We start from the raw sequence: 25,703 nt of genomic DNA, 5'->3' as shown, positions 1-25,703 counted from the left end.
GGGCTTCTACAATGAAGCAGCTACGTTGAGGAGTACCCCACCATGTGCGGCCGACTGACCCAGGTGATTGATGGCATCCGCGTCATTATCGAAATGGGCTACACCCAGCATCCGCAACTCAAGCTTGATCTGGTGCCGCGTTACAACGTGCCGCCCGGCTCGCGGGTCGCCGCGCTGCATCGGCTGGATGACGATGGCGAGCCGCGCGTCGAAGAACTGTTCTGGAATTACCAACCGGCATGGGCCGCCAGCAAGGGCCGCGCTTACCCCAATGCGCGCATCGAAAAAGTGACCAGCAGCGGGTTTTATAAAGACGCCTGGCAAAACGCGCGCCGGGTGATTGTGCCTGCCAGTGGCTGGTACGAATGGCTGCCGCAAGCCGATGGCAGCAAGCAGCCCTATTACATCGTGCCCAAAGACGCCGGGCCGTTGTATCTGGCCGGGATTACCTTGTGGCAACCGGGCCAGCCCAGCGATGCGCCGGCGCGCGGGATGGCCATTATTACGGCGGATGCCGAGGGGGGCATGGTCGATATCCATGATCGTCGCCCGGTGGTGCTGAATGCCAGCGATGCGGCGCTGTGGCTCGATCGCATGGCGCCGTTGCCGCTGGCGGCAGAGCTGATCAGCCGCCATCGGCGTCCGAGCGAAGATTTTGAGTGGTGGCCGGTAGCGCGTGCGGTGGGCAACGTACGCAATACGGCGGCGACGCTGATTCATCCGGTGGCGCTCTAAGCCCAGGCAGACGATGCGCGCCGGGCTCACCCGTCCGGGGTATGTGCGATACGGGCCGCTTTGGCACACTGCGCCGATAGCGTGGGCTGGCCCCACATTTTGATACGCGGAGCATCAATGAACCCCTCCTCGGACACCCCGCAAGGCCTGCCCGCCGGCAAAGTCTGGGCGATGGCCGCTGCCGCCGGCATTGCGGTGGCTAACATCTATTACAACCAGCCGATGCTGGGCGTGATGGGGCATGAGCTCGGCGTGCCACAGTCGATTACTTTAGTAGCGACCGCCACGCAGTTGGGTTATGCCGCCGGCCTGATTTTGCTGTTGCCGCTGGGTGATGCCATGGACCGGCGCAAGCTGATCGCCACGCAATTTGTGGTGCTGGCGGTGGCGTTGGCAGCGGCCGCGCTGGCGCCGGGTTTAAGTTTGTTATTGCTGGCTTCGCTGGCCGTCGGCATCAGCGCGACGGTGGCGCAGCAAATTGTGCCGCTGGCCGCCCACCTCACGCCGCAAGCGCGCCAGGGCGCGGTCATCGGGCAGGTGGTGGCAGGGATTTTGACGGGCATTCTGCTTAGCCGAACGCTGGCCGGGTTTGTCGCCAGCCACGCCGGTTGGCGCGAGATGTTCTGGCTGGCCGTGCCCCTGGTCTTGATCGCGTCCGGCACCATGGCGTGGTTGTTACCGCGTGAAGCCCGCAGTGATGCGCGCCCTTCTTATATCAGTCTGCTCAAATCGCTGTTGCCGCTGTGGTTGGGCCTGCCCGCCTTGCGCCGTTCGGCCATCAGCCAGGCGCTATTGTTTGCCGGTTTCTCCGCCTTCTGGAGCACGCTGGCCTTCCGCCTGGCGCAACCGCAATTCGGGCTGGGGCCCGATGCGGCGGGCTTGTTTGGCATCGTCGGCATGGTCGGGATTTTTGCGGCGCCCATTGCCGGGCGTTACGCCGATAAAGTCGGCCCGCGCACGATCGTGCTGGTGGGTTGTGCCGCCACCGTATTGGCGTGGGTGGTGTTTGCGGCGTGGACCGCGGTGGCGGGCCTGGTCGTTGGCGTGATCGTGCTGGATTTTGGCGTGCAATCGGCGCTGATTTCTAACCAGCACTCGGTGTATCAGCTCAAACCCGAAGCGCGGGCGCGGCTGAATACCTTGTTTATGGGCACGATGTTTCTGGGCGGTGCACTGGGCTCAGCGGCTGCGGCGCTGGCGTGGCGGCATGGCGGCTGGGTGGGGATTTGCGTGCTGGGGATCGTGGTATCGCTGGCGGCGGTGGCAGTGCAATGGCTGGGACGCGGTGAAACCGTGGCAACGCATGCCGCTTGAGGTGATCCTGGCGTAATAAAGGGCCGGAACATGCCATTCCGGCCCTCCTCGCACAAACGCTTAGCGCGCCAGTTCGCGTTCGATTGCGGCAACCAGACGCTCGTCATCCGGCGTTACGTCTGGAGCAAAGCGCTCAACGACTTTGCCGTCGCGGCCGATCAAGAATTTCTCAAAATTCCACAGCACGGCAGTCTTGTCGTCGCTGTTAAAACCATAACCCTTCAGCTTTTCACGCATCGGGCCTTCGTTGACGGCCTCCGGCTGTGCAGCCACCAAGGCGCTGTACAGCGGATGCTGGTCTTCGCCTTTGACGCTGATCTTGGCAAACAGCGGAAACTGCACGTTGTAATTGGTGCTGCAAAAACTGGCGATTTCGGCATCGGTGCCGGGTTCTTGCGCGCCAAAGTTATTTGCCGGAAACGCCAGCACTTCCAGGCCTGCAGCGCGTTTGTCTTCGTACAGCTTTTCCAGGCCGGAATACTGCGGGGTCAGGCCACATTGCGAGGCCACGTTAACCACCAGCAATACTTTGCCTTCATAGGCGCCCAGCGTGGTGGGGGTGCCGTCGCCTTTGTTGACGGGTATGGAATACACAGAAGCAGACATAAGAACTCCGGATAGGCAGAGGTTGGAGGACAGCCTGCGCTGCTTTGTTAACGGCAGCAGGCACAGCGCAAGTCAGTTGGCGCATGGTGCGCTTTGTGGGTGAAGCTCGTCAATTGCATTGCGCGCAATATAAATGGACGTTTCTGCCATTTGGCTGATGGGATGAGTTGTTGTTGCGGTGGTCGAGTGGGTCTTGCGCCGCTTCATAACCAGGCAGAGTGGTTCGATTCAAGCGGCTTTGCGTGGTGGGTCTTGACCCCACCCTATTCGATTGCGCGGGATTTTGATTGCGAAGGCAGACATCGGGTGGGTCGAGACCCACCATCCAGGGTGGCATGCCACAACTGGAGTGGCCCGATTCACACGGCTTTGAGTGGTGGGTCTTGACCCACCCTACGCGATTGCGCGGGATTTTAGTTGCGAAGGCAGACATCGGGTGGGTCGAGACCCACCATCCAGGGTGGCATGCCAGAACTGGAGTGGCCCGATTCACACGGCTTTGAGTGGTGGGTCTTGACCCACCCTATGCGATTGGGTTGGACGCTCCATTCGCAGCGTTCGCATCACCTCGGCCCGCTAAAAATGCTGCTGTGCAAAATCAATCGTGATTGACACCTTGCTTACTGAGGTCTAGGTTTCAAACCGGTTTGGTAATCCATCACATAAAACTACACGCCAGACCAGGAAACGAAACGCACCCGTCGATGAGGAGATTCTGCAATGCAATTCAGCCATGGATGGCGCGGCCTGCTTGCCGCGCTGTGTACCACAGCGCTGCTGGCAGCCTGCGGTACCGGCAATGACAACGATACGGATGCTGGTGGCAGCAGCGGCGGCAACGGTGGCACGACTGCCCCGCCAGTCGCGGCAGCAACCATGCGTGTGCACTACCACCGCACCCAGAATGACACCGCCGACTGGGGCGTTTATAGCTGGAAGGGCCCCAAGGTCACCACCGCCAACTACCCGGCCGACCGCATCAAGTTCAGCAGCAGCGACAGCTTTGGCGGCTACACCGATATTGCAATGGATACCAGCAATACCGAGATGGATTTCCTGGTCATCAACGGCAACGGCGACAAAAACTGTAGCAGCGATCAGGTAGTACAACTGGCCAGCACGCTCGCCAGCGCCGGTCAGGAAATCTGGTTGCTGCAAGGCGATTGCACCATCTATGCCACGCAGCCAGCCATCCCGCTGGGCAACCTCAGCGCCGCCAGCGCCATCTGGCTGGATGCGCAAACCCTGGTCTGGGCCGACGCGCCCAGCAGCGGCAGCTACAAGTTGTACTACGCGCCGGATGGCGGCATCAGCGCCGATGCCAATGGCGTCAGTGGCGCCGCAGCCAGTGTCGATCTGACCGCCGATGGCAGCGCCCTGACGGCCACGCTGGCGGCAGCGCATCCCAACCTGGCCAGTGCCACCGTGCTCAAGCTGGCGGCGCAGGATGCCGCTACGCTCAAAACCTGGCTGAAGGGCCAGCTGGTCGCGGCCCAACTGGATAGCGCGGGCAAAGTGGTGCAAGCCACCTCGGTACAGATTGCGCCGCTGCTCGACGCGCTCTATGCCGATGCGGCCGCCGCCACGCCGCTGGGTTTGACCTTCGCCATTGACGGCACGCCGACATTTGCGCTGTGGGCACCGACCGCAACCACGGTCACGCTCAATGTCACGCCCGTCGGCGGCACGGCCACCACGCTGGCCATGACACAAGACGCCGCCTCCGGCATCTGGCAAGCCACTGGGCAGGCCGCGTGGACCAACGCTGCGTACTACACCTACGACGTCAATGTGTTTAGCCGCGCCGCGGGCAACAAACGCGTGACCAACACGGTGACCGATCCGTATTCGGTCACGCTCGATACCAACAGCCAGCACAGCATGGTGGCCAACCTGGCCTCGGCCGCGCTCAAGCCGAGCAGTTGGGATACGCAGGCGATTCCGGCGCTGGCCAGCAACGCCGATATCTCGCTGTACGAACTGCATCTGCGCGATTTCTCCATCAACGACGCCACCGTCCCGGCGGCGCATCAAGGCAAGTACCTGGCGTTTACCGACAGCAACAGCAATGGCATGCAGCATTTGCGTGCCTTGCAGGCCGTCGGGCTCACCCACGTGCACTTGCTGCCTTTGTTTGATATCTCCAGCGTCGATGAATCGGGTTGTATCAACCCGACCATCCCCAATGCGGCCGCCGATGCGCAAGATCAGCAAGCCGCTGTGGTCGCCAGCGCAGACAAAGATTGTTTTAACTGGGGCTACGACCCCTACCATTACACGGCGCCTGAAGGCAGCTATGCCAGCAATGCCGCCGATGGCACGGTCCGCGTCAAAGAGTTTCGCCAGATGGTGCAAGCCCTCCACGCCGCCGGTTTGCGTGTGGTAATGGACGTGGTTTACAACCACACCAGCGCCGCCGGGCAAGCCAGCACGTCGGTGCTGGATAAAGTGGTGCCGGGCTATTACTACCGTCTTGACGGCAATGGTGCGATCTACACCTCCACCTGCTGCAGCGACACCGCCACCGAAAACCGCATGATGGCGCGTTTGATGATCGACTCGCTGGCCACCTGGGCAGCGCAGTACAAGGTCGATGGCTTTCGCTTTGACTTGATGGGGCATATCCCGCTGGCGGTCATGCAACAGGCCCGCAGCACCGTCGACGCCGCCGCACTGCGCCCGCTGTATTACTACGGCGAAGCATGGAATTTTGGTGAAGTGCAAGACGACGCCTTCTTTGTGCAAGCCCGTCAGGCGCATATGGCGGGCACCGGCATCGGCTCATTCAATGACCGCATGCGTGATGCCGTGCGGGGCGGCGGTTGCTGCGATAGCGGTGCGGCTTTGGCGCAAAACCAGGGCTTTGCCAACGGTGCGTATCTGGCCCCCAACGGCAATAACACGCAGAGCAAAGACGACCTGCTGCATCTGGCCGATCTGGTCCGCCTGGGCATGGTGGCAACGCTGGCTGATTACACGCTGGTGGACAAGGACGGCAACAGCAAACGCGGTGACGCGCTCGATTACAGCGGCATGGGCGCGGGTTACACGCAAGATCCGCCGGAAACCATCAACTACATCGAGGCCCACGACAACCAGACGCTGTTTGACATCAACACGCTCAAGCTCAAGGCCGATACCCCGGCTGCCCAGCGCGTACGGGTGCAAAACCTGGGGGCGGGTGTGCTGTTATTGTCGCAAGGCATTCCGTTTATTCATGCCGGTCAGGACATCCTGCGTTCCAAATCGCTGGACAGTAACAGCTTTAATTCGGGCGACTGGTTCAACAAACTGGACTGGAGTTATCAGGCCAATAACTTTGGCGTCGGCCTGCCGCCCGCAGCCGATAACAGCAGCAGTTGGGACACGCTCAAGCCCTTCCTGACCAATGCCAATGTCAGCATGGGCAACGCGCAGATCGTGAACGCGCGCGATGTGTTCCGCGACTTTATGGCGATCCGGCAAAGCTCCACCTTGTTCCGTTTGCGCAGCGGCGCCGACGTTAAACAACGCGTCAGCTTTATCAACACCGGCCCCAGCCAGGTGCCGGGTGTGATCATCGAACATATCGATGGCAGCGGGTATAGCGGCGCCAACTACAGCCACGTGGTGATTGCCGTCAACGCCGACATCGTCGCCCATAGCGTGGCCGCTTCCACTTTGGCCGGCCCGAGCTACACGCTGCATCCACGGCAGCAAAGTGGTGCCGATAGCGTGGTGCAGGCGGCTACGCTGGATAGCAGCGGCAACGTCAGCATTCCGGCGCGCAGCGTGGCGGTATTTGTCGCACCCTGAGCCTGGGGATGGCAGGCCGCAATAACCAAGCCGGCGCACTCGCTATGAGTCGCCGGCTTTTTAGCGCGCTATCCAGCCATGTGGTCAGATCGGCAGCGGACCCAGCGGCGCGATCCGCTCCACCCGCCACGCCTCGCGCACGGCCGAGGCAAATTGTTCCGGTTCGCGCAGCCGCAATTCCAGCGTGCGTTGCTGGCGCGCAGCGTCCTTGAAGATCAACACCACCTTGTTGCCGCGCCGTGCGCGTTTGATCTTGAGCTTTTGCACATCGTGCTTGGGCACAAAATATTCCAGATCGCTGCATTCCGGCACAAACATCAAATTGAATGGAAACATCGGCTCGATGCGGATGCCTTCCCACGTGACCGCCACCGACAAAAAGCCATAGGCCCGCGCCACCCGGCTGAGCATGCTGGCGTCACTATTGCCCGAGGCAGCGCGTTCAAAAAACAAGGCATTGCGCGGTTTGCGTGGCCATAGCGGCTTGTGCCGCAAAGTGCGATACAGCACCGAGGCCAACAGGATGATCACGAGCGCCAGGCCCAGCTGCGCACGCAGGCTCAAATGAAACTGCAGATAATCGCTGACGCGCACGCCGTTGATATGCGGCTGCGCTTGCCATGCCAGCGCTTCTTCATCGCCTTGCGCCGCCGCCCGTTTGATCAAGCGTTCCGCTGCCACATGATCCGGCCGCCTTACGCCGCGCCCCTGGTCCAGCAAATTGCCCAACAGAAACTGCGCCTTGGCATAACCGGCGTGTGCGGCCTGGCGATACCACTGCACCGCTTGCGCATCGTCCTGCGCCACCCCCAGGCCGTGTTCATACAGATAGCCGATATCGCCCTGCGCCACCGTCTCGCCTTGCGCGGCCGCGCGGCGTAACCAGACCATGGCCTGGCGATAATCGATGGGGGCGACATGCATATACATCCAGCCCAGCTGCAACTGCCCGGTGGGGTCCCCGGCGCGCGCGCTCAATAAATAAGCATTGCGCGCCAGCGCCGTATCTTTGGGCACGGCAGTACCCGACAGGTTTTGCCAACCCACCTGATTCAGCGCCAGCGGCACACCCGCCTGGGCTGCCCGCTCGGCCCAGCGATAAGCCTTGTCGGCGTCCACCAGCGTGCCATTGCCATAAAAATACGCCTGGCCCAGATGCGCCATCGCATAGACATCGCCCAGATCGGCCGCCTTGACGAAGTAGCTGAAGGCCGCGCCCTCGTCCCGCGCCGCGCCAAAACCATGCGCGTACATCTCGCCCAGCCGCGTCAAGGCGCGTGCCCGCACCGTGTTATTGGCGCTGGCCAGTTCGCGCAAGTAGGCCGCCAGCGCCTGGTCATAAGCGCCGCGCAACACTGCGGCATCCGCTGCCGCCATCTCTGTCGTCACCGGCTTATCAACCACCAGCCCCAGCGGCCGCGCGCAGGCCGCTGCCGCCAGCCAATAGCTGGCAACACCAAGCGCTGTGAGGAAAAGCCTGAGCCGCATGCGAGATCCGGAAAGCAGAAGAGGCGCAGCCGCTGGGGCCGCGCGGAGAAAGGCTTACACTACCATTGCAAAACTGACAAATCCAGCCAGACTTACCAAGGGTAGATGGCAGGTTTCAGGCGGTGGGGCGGATCATCTGAAACATTTCGCCGATCTGCGCATAGTCGGCCTGGTAGCCCGCCCGCATCACCGGCTGCGCCGCGTGGGTATCAAACAAGCCGTCCTTGAGGAATTCCTGGCGGATATGCACCCCCACCACCTGGCCCAGCGTCAACCAGTTATTCATCGGCTTGCCCTCCAGATCATGCAGTCGCACCACCTGCAGCAACTTGCACTCCAGCGCCGCTGGCGCCGCGGCCACATGCGGCACCTTCACATTCCGCCCCGGCGCCTTGACCAGCCCGGCCAACTCAAACTCATCCACCTCCGCCGCCACCGGCGCCGACGTCTGGTTCATGGCCTGCGCCAACTCGCGGCTGGTCATATTCCAGACAAACTCACCGGTCTCTTCAATATTGCGAATGCTGTCTTTAAAGCCTTCGCTACAAAAGCCAATGATGGGTGGGAACGTCGCGAAGGCGCCAAAGAAGCTATAAGGCGCCAGATTGACCTGGCCCGCCGCGCTCTGGCTGGCAATCCAACCAATCACGCGGGGCGCAAGAATGGCTTTGAACGGATCGTGCGGCAGCTGATGGCCTACACGCGGATCGTAGAAATGCACGGCATCGGACATGGTGGGGTCTCGGCGAGGATAAGCCCGAATGAAAACATAGATCGACACCCCCCGCGTAGAGGCGCAGCGCAATTTAAAGCGCTGACATGTATCGCTTCGCGCCCGGCCACCGATGAGTCGCGCGATAAACATAAGCAGCAGTGCTCACTGTCACCGCCCAACATCCACGCCCACCCGATCAATAGGGTGGGTCAAGACCCACCACCCTAAGTCGCAAACCAGAACAACAGGACCAAACGCCCACAACAGAGACATCAAACGTAGGTGCGGGCGGCGGTGAATTGCGTTGGGCGTTCTTGCAGGTGGCTTTGGGTGGTGGGTCTTGACCCACCCTATGAGACAGCCATTCATTGTCACGGCCCAGCATCCACGCCCACCCGATCAATAGGGTGGGTCAAGACCCACCACCCAAAGTGGCAAGCCAGAACAACAGGACCAACGCCCACAACAGAGGCATCAAACGTAGGTGCGGGCGGCGGTGAATTGCGTTGGGCGTTCTTGCGGATGGCTTTGGGTGGTGGGTCACGACCCACCCTATGAGACAGCCGTTCATTGTCACGGCCCAGCATCCACGCCCACCCGATCAATAGGGTGGGTCAAGACCCACCACCCAAAGTGGCAAGCAAGAACAAACGGGCCAAACGGCACAACAGAGGCATCAAACGTAGTTGCGGGCGGCGGTGAATTGCGTTGGGCGATCTTGCGGATGGCTTTGGGGGGTGGGTCACGACCCACCCTATGAGACAGCCATTCATTGTCACGGCCCAGCATCCACGCCCACCCGATCAATAGGGTGGGTCTTGACCCACCACCCAAAGTGGCAAACCAGAACAACCGGGCCAAACGGCACAACAGAGGCATCAAACGTAGGTGCGAGCGGCGGTGAATTGCGTTGGGCGTTCTTGCGGATGGCTTGGGGTGGTGGGTCTTGACCCACCCTATGAGACAGCCGTTCATTGTCACGGCCCAACATCCACGCCCACCCGATCAATAGGGTGGGTCAAGACCCACCACCCAAAGTGGCAAGCAAGAACAACCGGGCCAAACGGCACAACAGAGCGGTCCGTTTCGGTTTTTGACCTGCGGGCCCCCTGGCGAGTGGCGGAGCCGCGAGTGGGGTCGCCTTTCTTTTGCTTACTTCTTCTTTGGCGAAGCAAAGTTGCACGATAAGTCTTTACTGAAAACCGACGTGCTCCCGGGCACCCCCGGGTATCAAAACATGCGCCGCAGGCTCAAGCGGTTAAAGCTCCATCCGACTCCCAGCAGACATCAAACCCGCCCCCGCACCCCCACCTCAAGCCCCCCATCCCTGAGACCCACCTCACAAATCCACGTAAGCATCCCCTGATACACCCACCCCCACTCCCCGCACTCCACTTCAAAATTTCCCACAAACATCACCCACCACAAGCCATTGATTTGACGAACAAAAAACAAAACCCGTCCGACAAGCCGCCCCAAGCTACATCAGCAAACCCTGTTGCACTCTTACAAACTCACCAGACATCCTCTTTCTTAAACCTGACTTAAGTCGCTGTTATGATCGCCGCAAAGCCTGAACCCAAAGGCTTCCCCTCACCCGGGAAATGAGACTTGCCAAACCTCATCAATACAACGAAAGCGAACGGAGAATAAACCCATGCATATCAAGAAACTGCTCATCGCCACCGCCCTCACCGCCACCATCGCCGCCCCGGCCATGGCGGCTACTGCCAACGTCGCCGAAGGCAAATCCGTCTTCGGCATCGGCCAGTTTGGCGGCGCCGCCCTTAGCAGCGTTACCGATGGCTTCTTCTCTTCTACCCCCAGCGTCTGGAACGCCGACGCCGCCACCTGGCAATCCAGCGGTAACGCCGCCACTGACCCGTTTCTGGTGATCGATCTGGGCGCCAATACCACGTTTAACCACCTCGTCCTGCAAGGCGCTGCCGACGCCAACTACGCCGTCAAATACGCCACCGGCGGTTTGAACTTCACCACCGCCTGGACCGCGACCGGTACCGGCGGCAATGGCCTGCAAACGTGGGATTCCGGTAGCCTGGGCGATATCACCGCCCGCTACATTGGCATCTACGCCTCGGGCGGCATCGGTCACTTTTCGGTCTCTGAATTCCAGGCCTTCCAGACCGGTACTGGCGGCACTGCCCCGATTCCGGAACCTGAAACCTGGGCGCTGATGGGCCTTGGCCTGGTCGGCCTGGTGGCCTCGCGCACACGCCGCCGCGCGGTTTAAGCCAGCCTGGCGCTGATCCGCAACGGCCGCCCTGCAGCGGCCGTTTTTTGCATCCACAGCCCCCCACGCACCCCCATACCGCGCGGCCCTTGCAGGCAGATCGGGTAAACTGCGGCTTCGACTTTCTGGAACCTCATGCGCCCGATGTCCACCTCCATCCTGCCCGGCCTGTTGGTCTTGCACGGCAATCGTCTGGAAAACCTGGGCGCTGCGGTTTTCGAGTGGCTCAAGCGCTATCCGCTGGCGCCGCTGGAAGAAGCCGTCTTTCTGGTCCAGAGCAACAGCATTGCCGAGTGGCTGAAGATGTCGCTGGCACTAGAAACCGGCATTTGCGCAGCCACGCGCGTGCAGTTGCCGTCGCAATTTTTATGGCAGTGCTACCGCGCCGCACTCGGCCGCAATGCGGTGCCGCAAGTTTCGCCGCTGGACAAAGCGCCGCTGGCGTGGCGTTTGATGCGCGTGTTGCCCACCGTATTACAGCAGCCCGGCTTTGCGCCGCTGCGGCATTTTCTGGCCGATGGCGACCTCGGCCGGCGCTATCAGCTGGCAGAAAAACTCGCCGATTTATACGATCAATACCAGGTTTACCGCGCCGACTGGCTCGCCGACTGGGCCCAGGGCCGCGACGTCTTGCGCCCGGCTGCCGGGCCAGTGCGTGAGCTGGATGAAAGCCAGCGCTGGCAGGCCGCCTTGTGGCGCACCTTGCAAGACGATGTGCCCGCACCATGGCGCGCCACCGGGCGCGACGGCGTGCACCGGCGCTTTGTGGCGGCGATGCAGGCGGGTGACGCCCCCGTCAATCCACTGCCGCGCCGCGTGGTGTTGTTCGGCATTTCGGCGCTACCGCAGCAAACGCTGGAGGCGCTGTCCGAGTTGGCGCGCCACGCCCAGGTCATCCTCGCCGTGCCCAACCCCTGCCGCTTTCATTGGGCCGACATTATGGAAGGCCGCGATTTGCTGCGCGCCAGCCGCCAGCGCCATGCCGCACGCGGCGCGCAAAATCTGGCCGACGTCGATCTGGCCGATATGCACATCCACAGCAATCCCCTGTTGGCCGCGTGGGGCCGTCAGGGTCGCGATTTTGTGCGCATGCTGGATGAATTCGACGACGCCCTTGCCGCGCAGGAGCGCTTTAACACCCGCATCGATTTCTTTAGCGAACCGGCCGACGACCACACAGCACATGGCGACACGCTGCCCTTGCTCACGCGTATCCAGGGCCAGATCCGCGATCTGGAACCGCTGCCCGCGCGCGCCGAGGCCTTGCCTGCAGCCGACCGTTCCATCGTGTTCCAGATCAGCCATAGCGCGCAGCGTGAAGTCGAGATACTGCATGACCAGTTGCTGCAACAGTTCGCCACCCCCGGCAGCACGCTGACGCCGCGCGATGTGGTGGTCATGGTGCCCGATATCGAAACCTTCGCCCCCGCCATCCGCGCCGTATTCGGCCAGTACGGCGCGCGCGATGCCCGCAATATTCCGTACCACATTGCCGATCAGAAAAACCGCGACGTCAATCCGGTGCTCAAGGCCATGGAATGGTTGTTACGCCTGCCAGAACAACGTTGCCGCCTGAGCGAATTACGCGATCTGCTGGATGTGCCGGCACTGGCACGGCGCTTTGGTTTGCACGAGGCCGATCTGCCACGCCTGGCGCAATGGATGGAACAAGCCGGGGTGCGCTGGGGCCTGTCACAAGCCCAGCGTGCCCAGCTTGATCTGGCCGCCTGCGGCGAACAAAACACCTGGTTGTTCGGGCTGCGCCGCATGTTGCTGGGCTACGCCAGCGGCGACGGCGCCCCCTTTGCCGATATCGAGCCGTATGGCGAAGTGGGTGGCCTTGATGCCGCGCTGGCCGGATCGCTGGCGGCGCTGGTGGAGCAACTGCAAAGCTGGAGCGAGCAACTGAGCCAGGCCGCCACGCCCGATGTCTGGAGCGAACGCGGCCGTGCCTTGCTGGCACAGCTGTTCGATCCGCGTTCCGAAGCCGAACGGCTGACCGTCATCGCGCTGGAAACCGCGCTGCAGCAATGGCTGGAAGCCTGCGACATCGCCGAATTCGAGCAGCCGGTTACCCTGCCGGTATTGCGTGAAGCGTGGCTGGGCCATCTGGACGAGCCGACGCTTAACCAGCGCTTTATGGCGGGCGGCGTTACCTTCTGCACCCTGATGCCGATGCGCGCCATCCCGTTCCGCATTGTGTGTTTGCTGGGCATGAACGACGGCGACTATCCGCGTCGCGCCAATCGCAATGACTTTGATTTGCTGGCAGGCCTGTACCGGCCCGGCGACCGCTCGCGCCGCGATGATGATCGCTATCTGTTGCTCGAAGCCATGCTGGCGGCGCGCGATCAGTTGTATATCAGCTACGCCGGACGCAATCCGCGCGATAACAGCGAGCAACCGCCGTCGGTGCTGGTGGCGCAATTGCGCGATTACATTGCCGCCGGCTGGGGCGACGCCACCTTGCAGGCGCTGACGACCGAACACCCGTTGCAACCGTTCAGTCGACGTTATTTTGAGGGCGGCCGCTTGTTTACCTGGGCGCGCGAATGGCGGGCAGCCCACGACGCCGTCCCCGAGACCCCGGCCCCGCCGGGCGCAGCGTGGCGGCCCGACGCCCATGCACGGCTCGATCTGGCCCAGTTGGCGCATTTTTTGCGCAACCCGGTGCAGAGTTTTTTCCGCCAACGCCTGGACGTGGTGTTTGCCGAGGCCGATATCGCCAGCGAAGACGAAGAACCCTTTGCCGTGGCCGGGCTGGAGCAATACCAGTTGGTCGACGAATTGCTGAAACACCTCGACCCGCACAGCAAGGCGCCGCTGGCCGCCAGTATCGACGCCGCCACCGCGCGCATTGCCCGCAGCGGGCGTCTGCCGATTGGCCCGCTCGGCGCGCGCGAAACCGCCACCCTGGCCGCGCTGGTGACCCCGGTGTGGCAGCAATGGCTGGAACAACTCGCCGCCTGGCCCGAGGCCGGCCCCAAGCAATTGCTGCATTTCGAGCACGCCGAACTGGTGCTGGAAGACTGGCTGGATGGGCTGCGCCAGACCGGCGCGCAGCGCGCCTGGTTGCAATTGCAGCCGGGCAATATCTGCGACAAAACCGGCCAGCCACGTGCCGACAAATTGCTGCTGGCGTGGCTGCGCCAACTGGTCGCCAGCGCCTGCGGTTACCGCGTAACCGGCATCGTGGTGGCGCGCGATGCCACGCTGACGCTAGGCCAGCCTGCGCCCGAAGAGGCCCGCGCCGCTTTGCAAGATCTGCTGACGCTGTGGCTGGAGGGCATGAATGCGCCCTTGCCGGTGGCCTGCCGCACCGCGCTGGCGTCGATCAGCAAGGCGACCGCCGATGCCGTCGCCGCCTATGAAGGCACATTTAACCTGGACGGCGAAAACACCGAACCTTGCCTCGCCCGTACCTGGCCCGACTATGCCGCACTGACCGCCGATGGCCGCTTTGCTGGCCTGGCCGAAGCCTTGTATGGCCCGCTGGAAAACTGGTTGAGCATGCAGGTCAGCGTGGCCGCCCACGCGAGCGCCGCTGCCGAACACGAGAATGCCGATGACTGAAACACCCGCCCCGGCCAGCGCCCAGCCGCTCGACGCCGCCACTTTCCCCTTATGGGGCAGCCGCCTGATCGAAGCCAGCGCCGGCACCGGCAAAACCTGGACCATCGCCGCCCTGTATGTGCGGCTGGTGCTTGGCCACGGCGGCGACGCCGCCTTTGCGCGCCCACTGATCCCGGCCGAAATCCTGGTGATGACGTTCACCCGCGCCGCCACCCGCGAATTATCTGATCGCATCCGCGCCCGTCTGGTCGAGGCCGCACGCTGTTTTCGTGGTGAAGCCGCACCCGCCTCCCACGACACATTTCTGCACAGCATGCTGGCCGCGTGGCCGGATGCGGACGCACGCAAGCAAGCCGCCCTGCGCCTGGCGCTGGCCGCGCAAGGCATGGATGAAGCCGCTGTGTTTACCATCGACGCCTGGTGTCAGCGCATGTTGCGCGAGCATGCGTTCGATAGCGGCAGCCTGTTCAACGAACAGCTGCTGCAGGACGAAACCGAGCTGCAACTGGATGCCACGCGCGATTACTGGCGCGAACATGTGTACCGGCTGGATGCCGCCGCGCTCGAGATGATCCTGAGCATGGCCAGCAGCCCGGCGCAACTGGCAAAGAAGCTGCAGCCGGTGTTACGCCTGAACGAGCGCGCGCCCGGCGACGCCGCTTTCTTTACCACGCTGGCCGAGCAAACCCGGCAGGTTGCCGCCCTCGCGCTGGCCGCCCGCCACAGCTGGAGCAATGATGCCGCCGCCTTGCAGCGGGCCTGGACCAGCGCGCGTGACCAAGGCTGGCTGGCAACCAGTTCGTACAACCACAAGAACACCCCGTTTGAGATGCGCATGGATAGCGTGCGGGTCTGGGCCGAAAGCGGCGTGCTCAACCACGCCAAAGCCAAAGAATGGCTGGGCAAACTCACGCCCGCCGGCCGCAAGTTCAGCAAAGCGGGCAGCCTGGCCGATACCGCGGTGCTGGATCATCCGGCCTGCCATGCCATCGAATGCTGGCTGGACGCCGCCGCCCGCCTTGAAAAAATGAATGCCGACTGGTTGTTACACGCCGCCGACTGGATCGAGCGCCGCATGCAGCAACTCAAAAAACAAAGCGGCAGTTTTGGTTTTGAAGACATGTTGCGGCGGCTCGACGCCGCCTTGCGCGGCGACAACGGTCCGGCTTTGCGCGCCCAGATCATCAAGCAGTATCCGGTGGCGCTGATCGACGAATTCCAGGATACCTCGCCGCTGCAATACCGCATTTTTGATGCGCTGTATCGCGTGGCCGATAACGCGGCACAGAGCGGACTGTTTTTGATTGGCGACCCCAAGCAATCGATCTATGGCTTTCGTGGGGCCGATATCCACAGCTATCTGGCGGCCCGGCGCGCCACGCGCGGACGGCATTATGTGTTGACGCGCAATTTCCGTTCGGCCGAAGGGCTGGTGGCTGCCGCTAACCGTTTGTTCCATTACGCCGAAACGCGCTGGCCCGCTGGCGCCTTCCGTTTCCGCAATGATTTGCTTAGCGACAACCCCTTGCCGTTTGATCGGGTCGATGCGCAAGGTCGGCGCGAAGTGCTGGTGGGCCGTGATGGCCCGCTGCCCGCGCTGACCTTTGCCTATAGCACCGCCTTGCTGACCAGCACCGCCACACCGCGCCGTTATGCCGAGGTGTGCGCCGAGCATATGGTGAGCTTGCTGAATGATCCCGCCGTCGGCTTTGTCCATCCGGATGGCAGCGTTGTGCGGCTGCAACCCGCCGATCTGGCCGTGCTGGTGCGTAACGGCAAAGAAGCCGCGCTGATGCGCCGCGCTTTGCAACGCCGCGGTGTGCCCAGCGTGTATTTGTCGGACAAGGATTCCGTGTTTGAAAGCCAGCAAGCCAGCGATGTGCTGCGCTGGCTAGGCGCCATCGCCTCCCCGCTCGACGCGCACGCCGCCCGCGCCGCCTGGGCCACTCCCACCGCAGGCCTGGCGCTGGCCGAACTGGAAGCGCTGGCGCAAGACGAGCTGGCCTGGGATGCGCGTATCGAACAAATGAAAGCGCTGCACCTGGCGTGGCAACGCCAGGGCGTGCTGGCCATGTTGCGGCAATGGCTGCATCTGCTGGATCTGCCGGCACGGCTGCTGGCGCAACACGGCGGCGAACGCGCGCTGACCAATTTGCTGCATCTGGCCGAACTGCTGCAAAGCGCCAGCTTGCGGCTGGATGGCGAACAGGCCCTGATCCGCTGGCTGGCCGAGCAAATTGCCGGCAACGGCGATGGCGGCGATGAGCGCATCGTGCGGCTGGAAAGCGATGCCGAACTGGTGCAGATCGTTACCGTGCACAAGTCCAAGGGGCTGGAATATCCGCTGGTGTTTCTGCCGTTTGCCCACAGTTTCCGCGAAGTGACAGCGGGCGGTTTAAGCGTGCTGGAATACCTCGACGAAGCGGGCCAGCGCCAGGTCAGTTTTGACATCAGCAGCGATGGCGTTGCCCGTGCCGATCTGGCGCGGCTACAAGAAGACCTGCGTTTGCTTTATGTGGCAGTCACCCGGGCGCGCCACGCCATGTGGTTGGGCGTTGCCGTCACCTTCAAGCGCCCCAGCCCCAGGCCCTTGCTGGACAAGAGTGCGCTGGGTTATCTGCTGGGTGGCGGCAGCCCGCTTAGCGAAACCGATTTGCCGCTTGCGCTGGCCGAGTTGCAAGCCGAAACGCCAGCGCTGGCCTTGCAGCCCGTTGCCGATGTCGACCCGCCGTTTTCGCGCCTTGTTGCGCGTGAGCAAGCGGCCGTCTTGCCCCCCGCCGCGCATTACGCCGGGGCGATTGATCAGGACTGGAGTATCGCCAGTTTTTCTTCGCTGATCCGCGATCTACGCGCTGAGGGCGTCGAAGCGGCCACCAGCGCGCGCGACGACACCCTGCAAGAAACGCCGGACGAACTGCCGGTGCGGCATACCGACCAGGCCGCCTGGCATCGCTTTCCGCGCGGGCCTTTGCCGGGCACCTTGCTGCATGACCAGCTGGAATGGCTGGCGCGCCAGGGGTTTGCCTTTGCAGCCAGCGACGACTTTGCCGTCAGCATGGCGGCGCGCTGCAAACGCGTGGGCTGGAGCAACCGCGAGGCCGATGTGATCGAATGGCTGCGCGCGATTGCGCAAACCCCGTTGCAGCCGCTCGGCATCGCGCTGGCACAATTGCCGCCAGCGCAAACGCTGCCCGAAATGGAATTCTGGTTTCCCAGCGCCGCATTGCTCAGCACCCGGATCGACGCCTTGTGCCGTCAATATCTGCTGCCCGGACAAGCGCGGCCCATCCTGGCGGCGCGCACTTTGCGCGGCATGGTCAAAGGCTACGTCGATCTGGTGTTTGAACATGAAGGGCGCTACTGGTTGGTCGATTACAAATCGAATGCCCTGGGTGTGCGCGATGCCGACTACAGCGCGGGGCGGCTGGCCGGGGCCATGGCCGAGCACCGTTATGATGTGCAAGGCACGCTGTATTTGCTGGCGCTGCACCGCTTGCTGCAACAGCGGCTGGGCGCGGCCTATCGACCGGAGCAACATCTGGGCGGCGCGATTTATTTCTTTCTGCGTGGCATCCACGGCCCCGAAGCCGGCTGTTATGTCTTGCCCGCGCATCCTCAACTTCTTGCCACGCTGGACGCCAGCCTGAAAGCCCATGAGCCAGCGTAAACCGCATCCCGATACCCTCAGTGGCGACCTGTTCGACCCACTGCCCGCCCCGCCGCAGCTCGCGACGGCCGACGTGTTGTGGGCACTACAAAGCTGGAGCGACAACGGCTGGCTGCGCCGTCTGGACGTGGCTTTTGCGCGCTTTGTCGCCGAACTTGACCCCAGCGCCGCACCCACAATCATCCTGGCCAGCGCGCTGGTGGCGCAGATGGAGGGCCGCGGCCACAGTTGCCTGGTGCTGGCCGATTTGCTGGCCGAGCCGCACAACTTGCTGACCTGGCCGAGCGAAGGCCTGAGCGCGCTGTTGCAAACGCTGCGCCAACTGCCCGGCAGCACGCACGACTGGATCGGTGCGCTGCTGGCCAGCAAGGTGGTGGGCACGCCGCACAGTGACGGCACGCAACCGCTGATCTTGCTGGATGGCCGCCTCTACCTGCGGCGCTATTTTGCCTATGAACAACGGGTCGCCAGCCAGATCCTGGCGCGCGTCGGCGACCAGTCCCGCGCCGACGCGGCAACCATCCGCCCCTTGCTGGATCGCTTGTTTGGCCAGAGCGACCAACAAGACTGGCAAAAAATCGCCTGCGCGCTGGCGGCACGCGGCCGCTTTAGCGTAATCACCGGCGGCCCCGGCACCGGCAAGACTTATACCGTGGCGCGGCTGCTGGCCCTGCTGTTTGCCGATGCCGCGCAACGCGGCGCCGCCGACCAGCTACGCATCGCGCTGGCCGCCCCCACCGGCAAAGCCGCGGCCCGCCTTAAACAATCGATCGACAAAGCGTTGAACGGGCTGCAACAACAACTGCCCGGCCTGGCGCTGACCGAACTCGCCACGCGCATGGGCGCGGCCCGCACCCTGCATGCCCTGCTCGGCGCGCGCCCCGATACCCGGCAACTGCGCCACAACGCCAGCAATCCGCTGGATATCGATGTGCTGATCGTGGATGAGGCGTCGATGATCCATCTGGAAATGATGGCCGCTTTGCTCGACGCCCTGCAGCCGCATACCACGCTGATTTTGCTGGGCGACAAAGACCAGCTGGCCTCGGTTGAAGCCGGTGCCGTGCTGGGTGATTTGTGCCGCGAAGCCGAAGCCGCTGCTTATACCCCTGCCACGCTGCAATGGATTGCCGCCGCCAGCGGGCAGCAACTGGATGCGCAGTGGCAAGGCGAAGGCAGCGCACTGGCGCAACACACCGCCATGCTGCGCGTCAGCCGCCGCTTTTCCGGGCCCATCGGCGCACTGGCGCGCGCCGTTAACGCGGGCGACGCCAACCATGCACTCAAGACCCTGCAGGAACCCAACGACGGCGAAATCGCCTGGAGCAACCACGCGCGGCCGCAAGCCGTGGTGCAACTGGCGCTGCAGGGCCGCGATGGCGCGCCGGGAGGTTATCGCAGCTATCTGGACGTGCTGGCCGCTGGCCCCAACGCCCACGCCAGCCACGACGAATGGGCGCGCCAGGTGCTGACCGCGTTCGACCGCATGCGCGTGTTGTGCGCCTTGCGTGATGGCGAATGGGGCGTATCTGGCCTGAACAGCGCCATCGAAGCCGCGCTGGTCGAACGGGGCTGGCTGCGCAAACGCGGCGAATGGTACGCCGGTCGCCCGGTGATGATTACGCGCAACGACTACGCCACCAAGGTATTCAACGGCGACATCGGCATCGCCCTGCCCGCCCCCGGCCGCAACGACGCTCTGCGTGTGTATTTTCTGGAAGGCGAAGAAGTACGCTCGGTGCTGGCCAGCCGCCTGGCCGACGTCGAAACCGCATTTGCGATGACGGTACATAAATCGCAAGGCTCCGAATTTGAACACACGGTGCTGGCCCTGCCCGACGAAGGCAGCCAGATTTTGACGCGCGAGCTGATCTACACCGGCATCACCCGCGCCCGCCTGCATTTCACCCTGGTCAGCCCCGACCCGCGCGTATTCAGCAGCGCCATCACCCACCGCACCCGCCGCGCCAGCGGGCTTGAACAAGCGTTACAGAGACCCCACTAAAGCAGGCGCGCGACGGTGCTACAATCCGTCGCGTTTGCCTATGTACAACCGGAGCAACTTGATGAAAACACGCGACAAAACCCTGGTGCCGCGCAACCCCTTTGCCGTCGCCGCCAGCCAGCGTAAAGCAGGCGCCCACGAGAAAACCGAAAAAACCAAACGCCGCGACGCCCGCCAGGCACTCAAACGCGAAATGGCCCAGGCGGATTTTAAAAAGGGCGGTTTGAAAACCAAAACGGGAGCGTTTTTTGAAAACGCTCCCGTTTTGGTTTTTGGGCTGCACGCTTGATCGATGCAATCAGATCTGCTTTTGCGGTGATTTAGCGGCGCTGCTCCGGAGCGGTGTTTGCGTTCGCATTCTGTTTGATGGCTTTGGATGGTGGGTCACGACCCACCCTATGGATCATCGTCACGGCCCAGCCACCACGCCCACCCGATGTTGCGCAGCAACGAGGCAGCAAGCCTGGCAAACCAGCGCCATTTCCTGAGCGCGCGAAGGGAGGAGACCAGTTTTACCGGGCTCCGACTGAGCGTCGCGTCCGCGGAGCGGCAGCTATGCGACCCAAAGGATTTGCTTGAGGCTTTTGACCTACCCCCCGCATTGCGGCAGCAAAGGGGCGGCCTCTTTGCTTACTTTCTCGGCTGTAGGAGAAAGTGAGGTGCTCCCGGGCACCCCCGGGTATCAAACATGCGCCGCAGGCTAAGCGGTTAAAGGTTTCAGGTCCGGCAAAGCCGGACACCCCCCCGCCGCAGGCTAAGCAGTTAAAGGCCCGTCCACCACCAGCCACCGCCCCCTCCCAGGAGCCAACCTGGTTATCCCCCACCCCCAACTCAGGCAATCTCCTTCCTGCGCGTCAACCGACGCGCGAATCTCCGTGTTTGTGTTTGTTGTTGGCCCGCCCGAGCAATCTGGCGGGCTATTTTTTTGCCCGCTTCCCACTGCCCGCACCCCCGGCAAAACCATTCGTCCACTTGGGTAAAACCATAAGGTGCAACCGCATTGCACGCCGGGTTGCACCTCCGTTATGCTCGCAGCCGTTTACCCAAAAAATCCGACGCCCACGGAGGATAGAATCCGCGCGGCGCAAGAACACGCAAGCCACTTCTGGAGCAACCGAGTCTATGAGCACCACCACGCTAGGGGTCAAGCTGGATGACCTTACCCGGGACCGCCTTAAAACCGCCGCGCAGCAACTGGAGCGCACGCCGCACTGGCTGATCAAACAAGCCATCTTTAACTTGCTGGATCAGGTCGAGCGCGGCCAACCGGTGGTGGCGCTGCAAGACGATGCCGAGGCCAGCGCGCCAGACGAAGCGCCCAAACGCGATGGCGCGGTGCAACCTTTCCTCGAATTTGCCCAGAACGTGCAACCGCAATCGGTACTGCGCGCCGCCATCACCGCCGCCTGGCGTCGCCCCGAGACCGAATGCGTGCCCTTGCTGCTGCAACAAGCCCGTATGCCCGAAGCGCAAGCCAAAGCCGCTTCGCAACTGGCGCATACGCTGGCCGGCAAACTGCGCGCGCAAAACCCTGGCGCCAGCCGCGAAGGCCTGGTGCAGGGCTTGATTCATGAATTCTCTTTGTCGTCGCAAGAAGGCGTGGCGCTGATGTGCCTGGCCGAAGCGCTGCTGCGCATCCCCGACAAAGCCACCCGGGATTCTTTGATTCGCGACAAGATCGCCCGCGGCAACTGGCATTCGCATATCGGCCAGAGCCCGTCGCTGTTTGTCAACGCCGCCACCTGGGGCTTGCTGCTGACCGGCAAACTGGTGGCCACGCATAACGAAGCCGGGCTTTCCACCGCCCTCACCCGCATGATCGGCAAAGGCGGCGAACCGGTAATCCGCAAGGGCGTCGACATGGCGATGCGCTTGATGGGCGAGCAGTTTGTCACCGGCGAAACCATTTCCGAAGCGCTGGCCAACGCGCGGCATTACGAAGGCCAGGGCTTCCGCTATTCATACGATATGTTGGGTGAGGCGGCGATGACCGATGCCGATGCCCACGCCTATATGGCCTCGTACGAACAAGCCATCCGCGCCATCGGCCAGGCCTCGGGCGGACGCGGTATTTATGAAGGCCCCGGCATCTCCATCAAGCTGTCCGCGCTGCATCCGCGTTATAGCCGCGCACAACACGAGCGCGTGCTGTCGGAACTGTATCCGCGCGTTAAAGCGCTGACCGTGCTGGCGCGCCAGTTTGATATCGGTATCAATATCGATGCCGAAGAAGCCGACCGCCTGGAAATCTCGCTCGATCTGCTGGAGCGCCTGTGTTTTGAGCCCGAACTGGCCGGCTGGAACGGCATCGGGTTTGTGGTGCAGGCCTATCAAAAACGCTGCCCGTATGTGCTTGATTACGTTCTCGATCTGGCCAAACGCAGCGGTCACCGTTTGATGATCCGCCTGGTCAAGGGCGCGTATTGGGATAGCGAAATCAAGCGCGCGCAAATCGATGGCCTGGAAGGCTATCCGGTGTACACGCGCAAGGTTTACACCGACGTGTCTTACCTGGCCTGCGCCCGCAAATTGCTCGGCGCGCCCGAAGCCGTCTATCCGCAATTTGCCACGCACAACGCCCACACCGTCGCCGCGATTTATCAGATGGCGGGGCAGAATTACTATCCCGGCCAATATGAATTCCAGTGCCTGCACGGCATGGGCGAACCGCTGTACGACCACGTCGTCGGCAAGCTGGCCGAAGGCAAACTCAACCGCCCTTGCCGCATCTATGCCCCGGTGGGCACGCACGAAACCTTGCTGGCTTATCTGGTGCGCCGCTTGCTGGAAAACGGCGCCAACACGTCCTTCGTCAACCGCATTGCGGACCAGTCGATCGCGCTGGAAGACCTGGTGGCCGATCCCGTCATCGTGGTCGAACAGATGGCGAAACAAGAAGGCACGCAAGGTTTGCCGCACCCGAGCATTCCGCTGCCGCGCGCACTGTATGGCGACGGCCGCGCCAATAGCGCCGGGCTGGATCTGGCTAACGAACAACGTCTGGCGTCTTTATCGGCCGCGCTGCTCACCGACCATGTCTGGCTGGCCACGCCGCCGAATGGGGGCGCCGCTGAGAAACAAGCGGTGCGCAATCCGGCCGACCACCGCGATATGGTGGGGTATGTGGTTGAAGCCTCGGTCGATGACGTCGCCAGCGCCCTCACCCGCGCCCAAAACGCCGGGCCCATCTGGCAATCCACGCCGGCCACCACGCGCGCCGCTTTGCTGGAACGCGCAGCCGATCTGATGGAAGCCGAAATGCAGCCGCTGATGGGTTTGATCGTGCGCGAAGCCGGTAAAACCCTGAGCAATGCCATCGCCGAAGTGCGTGAAGCCGTCGACTTTTTGCGTTACTACGCCGCGCAAGTTCGTGGCAGTTTCAGCAACGACACACATCGTCCGCTCGGCCCCGTGGTCTGCATCAGCCCGTGGAATTTTCCGTTGGCCATCTTTACTGGCCAGGTTGCCGCAGCCCTCGCCGCGGGCAATACCGTGCTGGCCAAACCGGCCGAACAAACGCCGCTGATTGCTGCGCAAGCCGTACGCATTCTGCATGACGCCGGTGTGCCGCAAGACGCGGTGCAATTGCTGCCGGGCCAGGGTGAAACCGTGGGTGCCGCGCTGGTGGGCGATGCGCGCGTCAAGGGCGTGATGTTTACCGGCTCGACCGAAGTAGCGCGCATTCTGCAACGCAATCTGGCCGGCCGCCTCGACGCGCAAGGCCAACCCATCCCGCTGATTGCTGAAACCGGCGGCCAGAACGCCATGATCGTCGATTCGTCCGCCCTGGCCGAACAAGTGGTGGGCGACGTGCTGGCCTCGGCGTTTGATAGCGCGGGCCAACGCTGTTCCGCCTTGCGCGTGCTGTGCTTGCAAGAAGACGTGGCCGATCGCGTGCTGACCATGCTCAAGGGCGGCCTGGCCGAACTGGTGGTGGGCAATCCCGACCGCCTGGCCACCGACGTCGGCCCGGTGATCGACGCCGAAGCGCAACGCAATATCAATAGCCACATCGACGCCATGCGCGCCCGTGGCCGCAAAGTGCATCAAGTGCAAACCGGCGCCGCCTGCAACCAGGGCAGCTTTGTGCCGCCCACGCTGATCGAACTCGACAGCATGGCCGAACTGGAACGCGAGATTTTTGGCCCGGTCTTGCACGTGGTGCGCTGGCAGCGGACGGCAGACCACGCCGGGCTGGATGCGCTGATCGATGACATCAACGGCACCGGCTACGGCCTGACGCTGGGCATCCACACCCGTATCGACGAAACCATCAATCACATTGTTGAACGCGCCGAGGTGGGCAATCTGTACGTCAACCGCAATATCGTCGGCGCGGTGGTCGGCGTGCAGCCTTTTGGCGGCGAAGGCTTGTCCGGCACCGGCCCCAAAGCCGGCGGCCCGCTCTACCTGCATCGCCTGCTGGCCAGTTGCCCGCGTGACACGCTGCATGCCGCCGTGCTGCTGACCTCCGGCAACGGCGCGCCGTTTGAAACCGAAGCGCGCGAGCACTTGCTGCAACCGCTGCAAGCGCTCAAACAATGGTCGAGCCAACACGCGCCGAAACTGGTTACGCTGTGCGAACGCCTGAGCGCCGCCACCGCAGTCGGTGCGGCGGTGACGCTGCCCGGCCCCACCGGTGAACGCAATACCTATACCTTGCTGCCGCGTGAGCACGTACTGTGCGCGCTGCCCGCCAATGGATCGCGTGATGATTTGTTGACGCAAATCGCCACGGTGCTGGCAGTCGGCAGCAAGGCGGTGGTACTCGATGGCGCCTATGCCGCCGTCGTGCGCGAACTGCCCAAAGCCGTGCAGGCGCGCATCGATATCCAGCCCGCCAACGCCGACCTGGCCACGCTGGAGATCGACGCCGTGTTGCATCACGGCGACGCCGACCAGTTGCTGGCCCTGACCGCCAGCATGGCCCAACGCGCCGGCCCCATCGTCGGCGTGCAAGGCCTGACGCCGGGCGCGGACAGCTTTGCGTTGGAACGGCTGCTGATTGAACGCTCGCTGTCAGTCAACACCGCCGCTGCTGGCGGCAATGCCAGCCTGATGACCATCAGCTAAACACCCGCTGAACGACACCACCCAGGCAAGACGGGGCGTGGCGGCATGGACTAATCTTTAGCCCATGACCGCCACGCCCCGTCTCTTTATCGGCCTCTCGCCCACCGAATCCGTGCGCCAACATCTGGCGCTGATCCGCCACCACGTCCACACCCGCTTTGGCGGCCGCGTGGTCAGCACGGCCAATCTACACCTGACCCTGGCCTTCCTCGGCCCGACTCCGGCCGCCCGCAGCGCCGATCTGATCCGCATGATAGACGGCCTCGGCTTTGCCCCACTCGACCTGACGCTAGACCAGATCGGCAGCTTCGACCGTGCCCGCGTGGTGTGGCTGGGACTGAGTGCGCATCATGCAGCGCTGGATAAATTGGTGGAGTCGCTACGCGCCCAATTACGCGCCGGGCAATTCCCGACCGAAGACCACCCGTTTAATGCGCATGTGACGCTGCTGCGCAAGGCAACATGCATGACGGAACCCGTG

Annotated in this window: 13 protein-coding genes; 10 read left to right on the top strand and 3 right to left on the bottom strand. The window is 62.9% G+C overall.

Annotated features, from left to right (window positions below):
* The first annotated feature begins 42 nt into the window (after positions 1 to 42).
* On the top strand, positions 43 to 735 hold the full coding sequence (locus ACYQ1A_RS20240) for an SOS response-associated peptidase (protein WP_499365292.1): 693 nt from the start codon (positions 43 to 45) through the stop codon (positions 733 to 735).
* Between the two features lie 117 nt (positions 736 to 852).
* Positions 853 to 2,049: an MFS transporter gene (locus ACYQ1A_RS20235; protein ID WP_499365290.1), complete on the top strand. Its 1,197-nt coding sequence runs from the start codon at positions 853 to 855 to the stop codon at positions 2,047 to 2,049.
* Between the two features lie 60 nt (positions 2,050 to 2,109).
* Here the strand turns inward: ACYQ1A_RS20235 and ACYQ1A_RS20230 are convergent, their stop codons facing one another.
* A complete protein-coding gene (locus tag ACYQ1A_RS20230; RefSeq protein ID WP_499365287.1) occupies positions 2,110 to 2,655 on the bottom strand; it encodes a glutathione peroxidase in 546 nt (181 codons plus the stop codon).
* A gap of 720 nt (positions 2,656 to 3,375) precedes the next feature.
* Between ACYQ1A_RS20230 and pulA the strand changes: the two genes are divergently transcribed.
* Positions 3,376 to 6,450, top strand: coding sequence for a pullulanase-type alpha-1,6-glucosidase (gene pulA / locus ACYQ1A_RS20225; RefSeq protein WP_499365284.1), 3,075 nt, complete (start codon positions 3,376 to 3,378; stop codon positions 6,448 to 6,450).
* Positions 6,451 to 6,534: 84 nt separating this feature from the next.
* On the opposite strand, the gene ACYQ1A_RS20220 is transcribed toward pulA, so the two are convergent.
* Complete coding sequence (locus ACYQ1A_RS20220; RefSeq protein ID WP_499365281.1) at positions 6,535 to 7,938, bottom strand: tetratricopeptide repeat protein; 1,404 nt, start codon at positions 7,936 to 7,938, stop codon at positions 6,535 to 6,537.
* A 115-nt stretch (positions 7,939 to 8,053) separates the two neighbouring features.
* Entirely contained in the window at positions 8,054 to 8,671 is a 618-nt protein-coding gene (locus tag ACYQ1A_RS20215; RefSeq protein ID WP_499365279.1) for a flavin reductase family protein, read from the bottom strand.
* 1,639 nt (positions 8,672 to 10,310) lie between these two features.
* Between ACYQ1A_RS20215 and ACYQ1A_RS20210 the strand changes: the two genes are divergently transcribed.
* From ACYQ1A_RS20210 to thpR, 7 genes are all read left to right on the top strand, one after another.
* Complete coding sequence (locus ACYQ1A_RS20210; RefSeq protein WP_499365277.1) at positions 10,311 to 10,904, top strand: discoidin domain-containing protein; 594 nt, start codon at positions 10,311 to 10,313, stop codon at positions 10,902 to 10,904.
* Between the two features lie 135 nt (positions 10,905 to 11,039).
* Positions 11,040 to 14,477 (top strand): exodeoxyribonuclease V subunit gamma, encoded by a 3,438-nt coding sequence (recC, locus tag ACYQ1A_RS20205; protein WP_499365274.1) that lies wholly within the window; start codon positions 11,040 to 11,042, stop codon positions 14,475 to 14,477.
* A complete protein-coding gene (gene recB, locus ACYQ1A_RS20200) occupies positions 14,470 to 18,144 on the top strand; it encodes an exodeoxyribonuclease V subunit beta (RefSeq protein ID WP_499365270.1) in 3,675 nt (1,224 codons plus the stop codon). Before recC ends, recB begins: the two co-directional genes overlap by 8 nt.
* On the top strand, positions 18,131 to 20,149 hold the full coding sequence (recD, locus tag ACYQ1A_RS20195) for an exodeoxyribonuclease V subunit alpha (RefSeq protein WP_499365266.1): 2,019 nt from the start codon (positions 18,131 to 18,133) through the stop codon (positions 20,147 to 20,149). Before recB ends, recD begins: the two co-directional genes overlap by 14 nt.
* A gap of 61 nt (positions 20,150 to 20,210) precedes the next feature.
* A complete protein-coding gene (locus tag ACYQ1A_RS20190) occupies positions 20,211 to 20,438 on the top strand; it encodes a hypothetical protein (protein WP_499365263.1) in 228 nt (75 codons plus the stop codon).
* An 833-nt stretch (positions 20,439 to 21,271) separates the two neighbouring features.
* Entirely contained in the window at positions 21,272 to 25,222 is a 3,951-nt protein-coding gene (gene putA / locus ACYQ1A_RS20185; RefSeq protein WP_499365259.1) for a trifunctional transcriptional regulator/proline dehydrogenase/L-glutamate gamma-semialdehyde dehydrogenase, read from the top strand.
* Positions 25,223 to 25,286: 64 nt separating this feature from the next.
* On the top strand, positions 25,287 to 25,703 hold a 417-nt coding region (thpR, locus tag ACYQ1A_RS20180; protein WP_499365257.1), incomplete at its 3' end, for an RNA 2',3'-cyclic phosphodiesterase.

Source organism: Silvimonas sp. JCM 19000 (assembly GCF_054652575.1).
Note: the sequence above shows the minus strand (reverse complement) of the source record. Positions and strands in the feature narration are given on the sequence as shown.

What these genes read in the sequence shown, in the direction of transcription:
- ACYQ1A_RS20235 (WP_499365290.1), top strand. Translation starts at nt 853, where the DNA reads ATGAACCCCTCCTCGGACACCCCGCAAGGCCTGCCCGCCGGCAAAGTC.
- recB (WP_499365270.1), top strand. Translation starts at nt 14,470, where the DNA reads ATGACTGAAACACCCGCCCCGGCCAGCGCCCAGCCGCTCGACGCCGCC.
- putA (WP_499365259.1), top strand. Translation starts at nt 21,272, where the DNA reads ATGAGCACCACCACGCTAGGGGTCAAGCTGGATGACCTTACCCGGGAC.
- pulA (WP_499365284.1), top strand. Translation starts at nt 3,376, where the DNA reads ATGCAATTCAGCCATGGATGGCGCGGCCTGCTTGCCGCGCTGTGTACC.
- recD (WP_499365266.1), top strand. Translation starts at nt 18,131, where the DNA reads ATGAGCCAGCGTAAACCGCATCCCGATACCCTCAGTGGCGACCTGTTC.
- ACYQ1A_RS20210 (WP_499365277.1), top strand. Translation starts at nt 10,311, where the DNA reads ATGCATATCAAGAAACTGCTCATCGCCACCGCCCTCACCGCCACCATC.
- ACYQ1A_RS20240 (WP_499365292.1), top strand. Translation starts at nt 43, where the DNA reads ATGTGCGGCCGACTGACCCAGGTGATTGATGGCATCCGCGTCATTATC.
- ACYQ1A_RS20215 (WP_499365279.1), bottom strand. Translation starts at nt 8,671, where the DNA reads ATGTCCGATGCCGTGCATTTCTACGATCCGCGTGTAGGCCATCAGCTG.
- recC (WP_499365274.1), top strand. Translation starts at nt 11,040, where the DNA reads ATGCGCCCGATGTCCACCTCCATCCTGCCCGGCCTGTTGGTCTTGCAC.
- ACYQ1A_RS20190 (WP_499365263.1), top strand. Translation starts at nt 20,211, where the DNA reads ATGAAAACACGCGACAAAACCCTGGTGCCGCGCAACCCCTTTGCCGTC.
- ACYQ1A_RS20230 (WP_499365287.1), bottom strand. Translation starts at nt 2,655, where the DNA reads ATGTCTGCTTCTGTGTATTCCATACCCGTCAACAAAGGCGACGGCACC.
- ACYQ1A_RS20220 (WP_499365281.1), bottom strand. Translation starts at nt 7,938, where the DNA reads ATGCGGCTCAGGCTTTTCCTCACAGCGCTTGGTGTTGCCAGCTATTGG.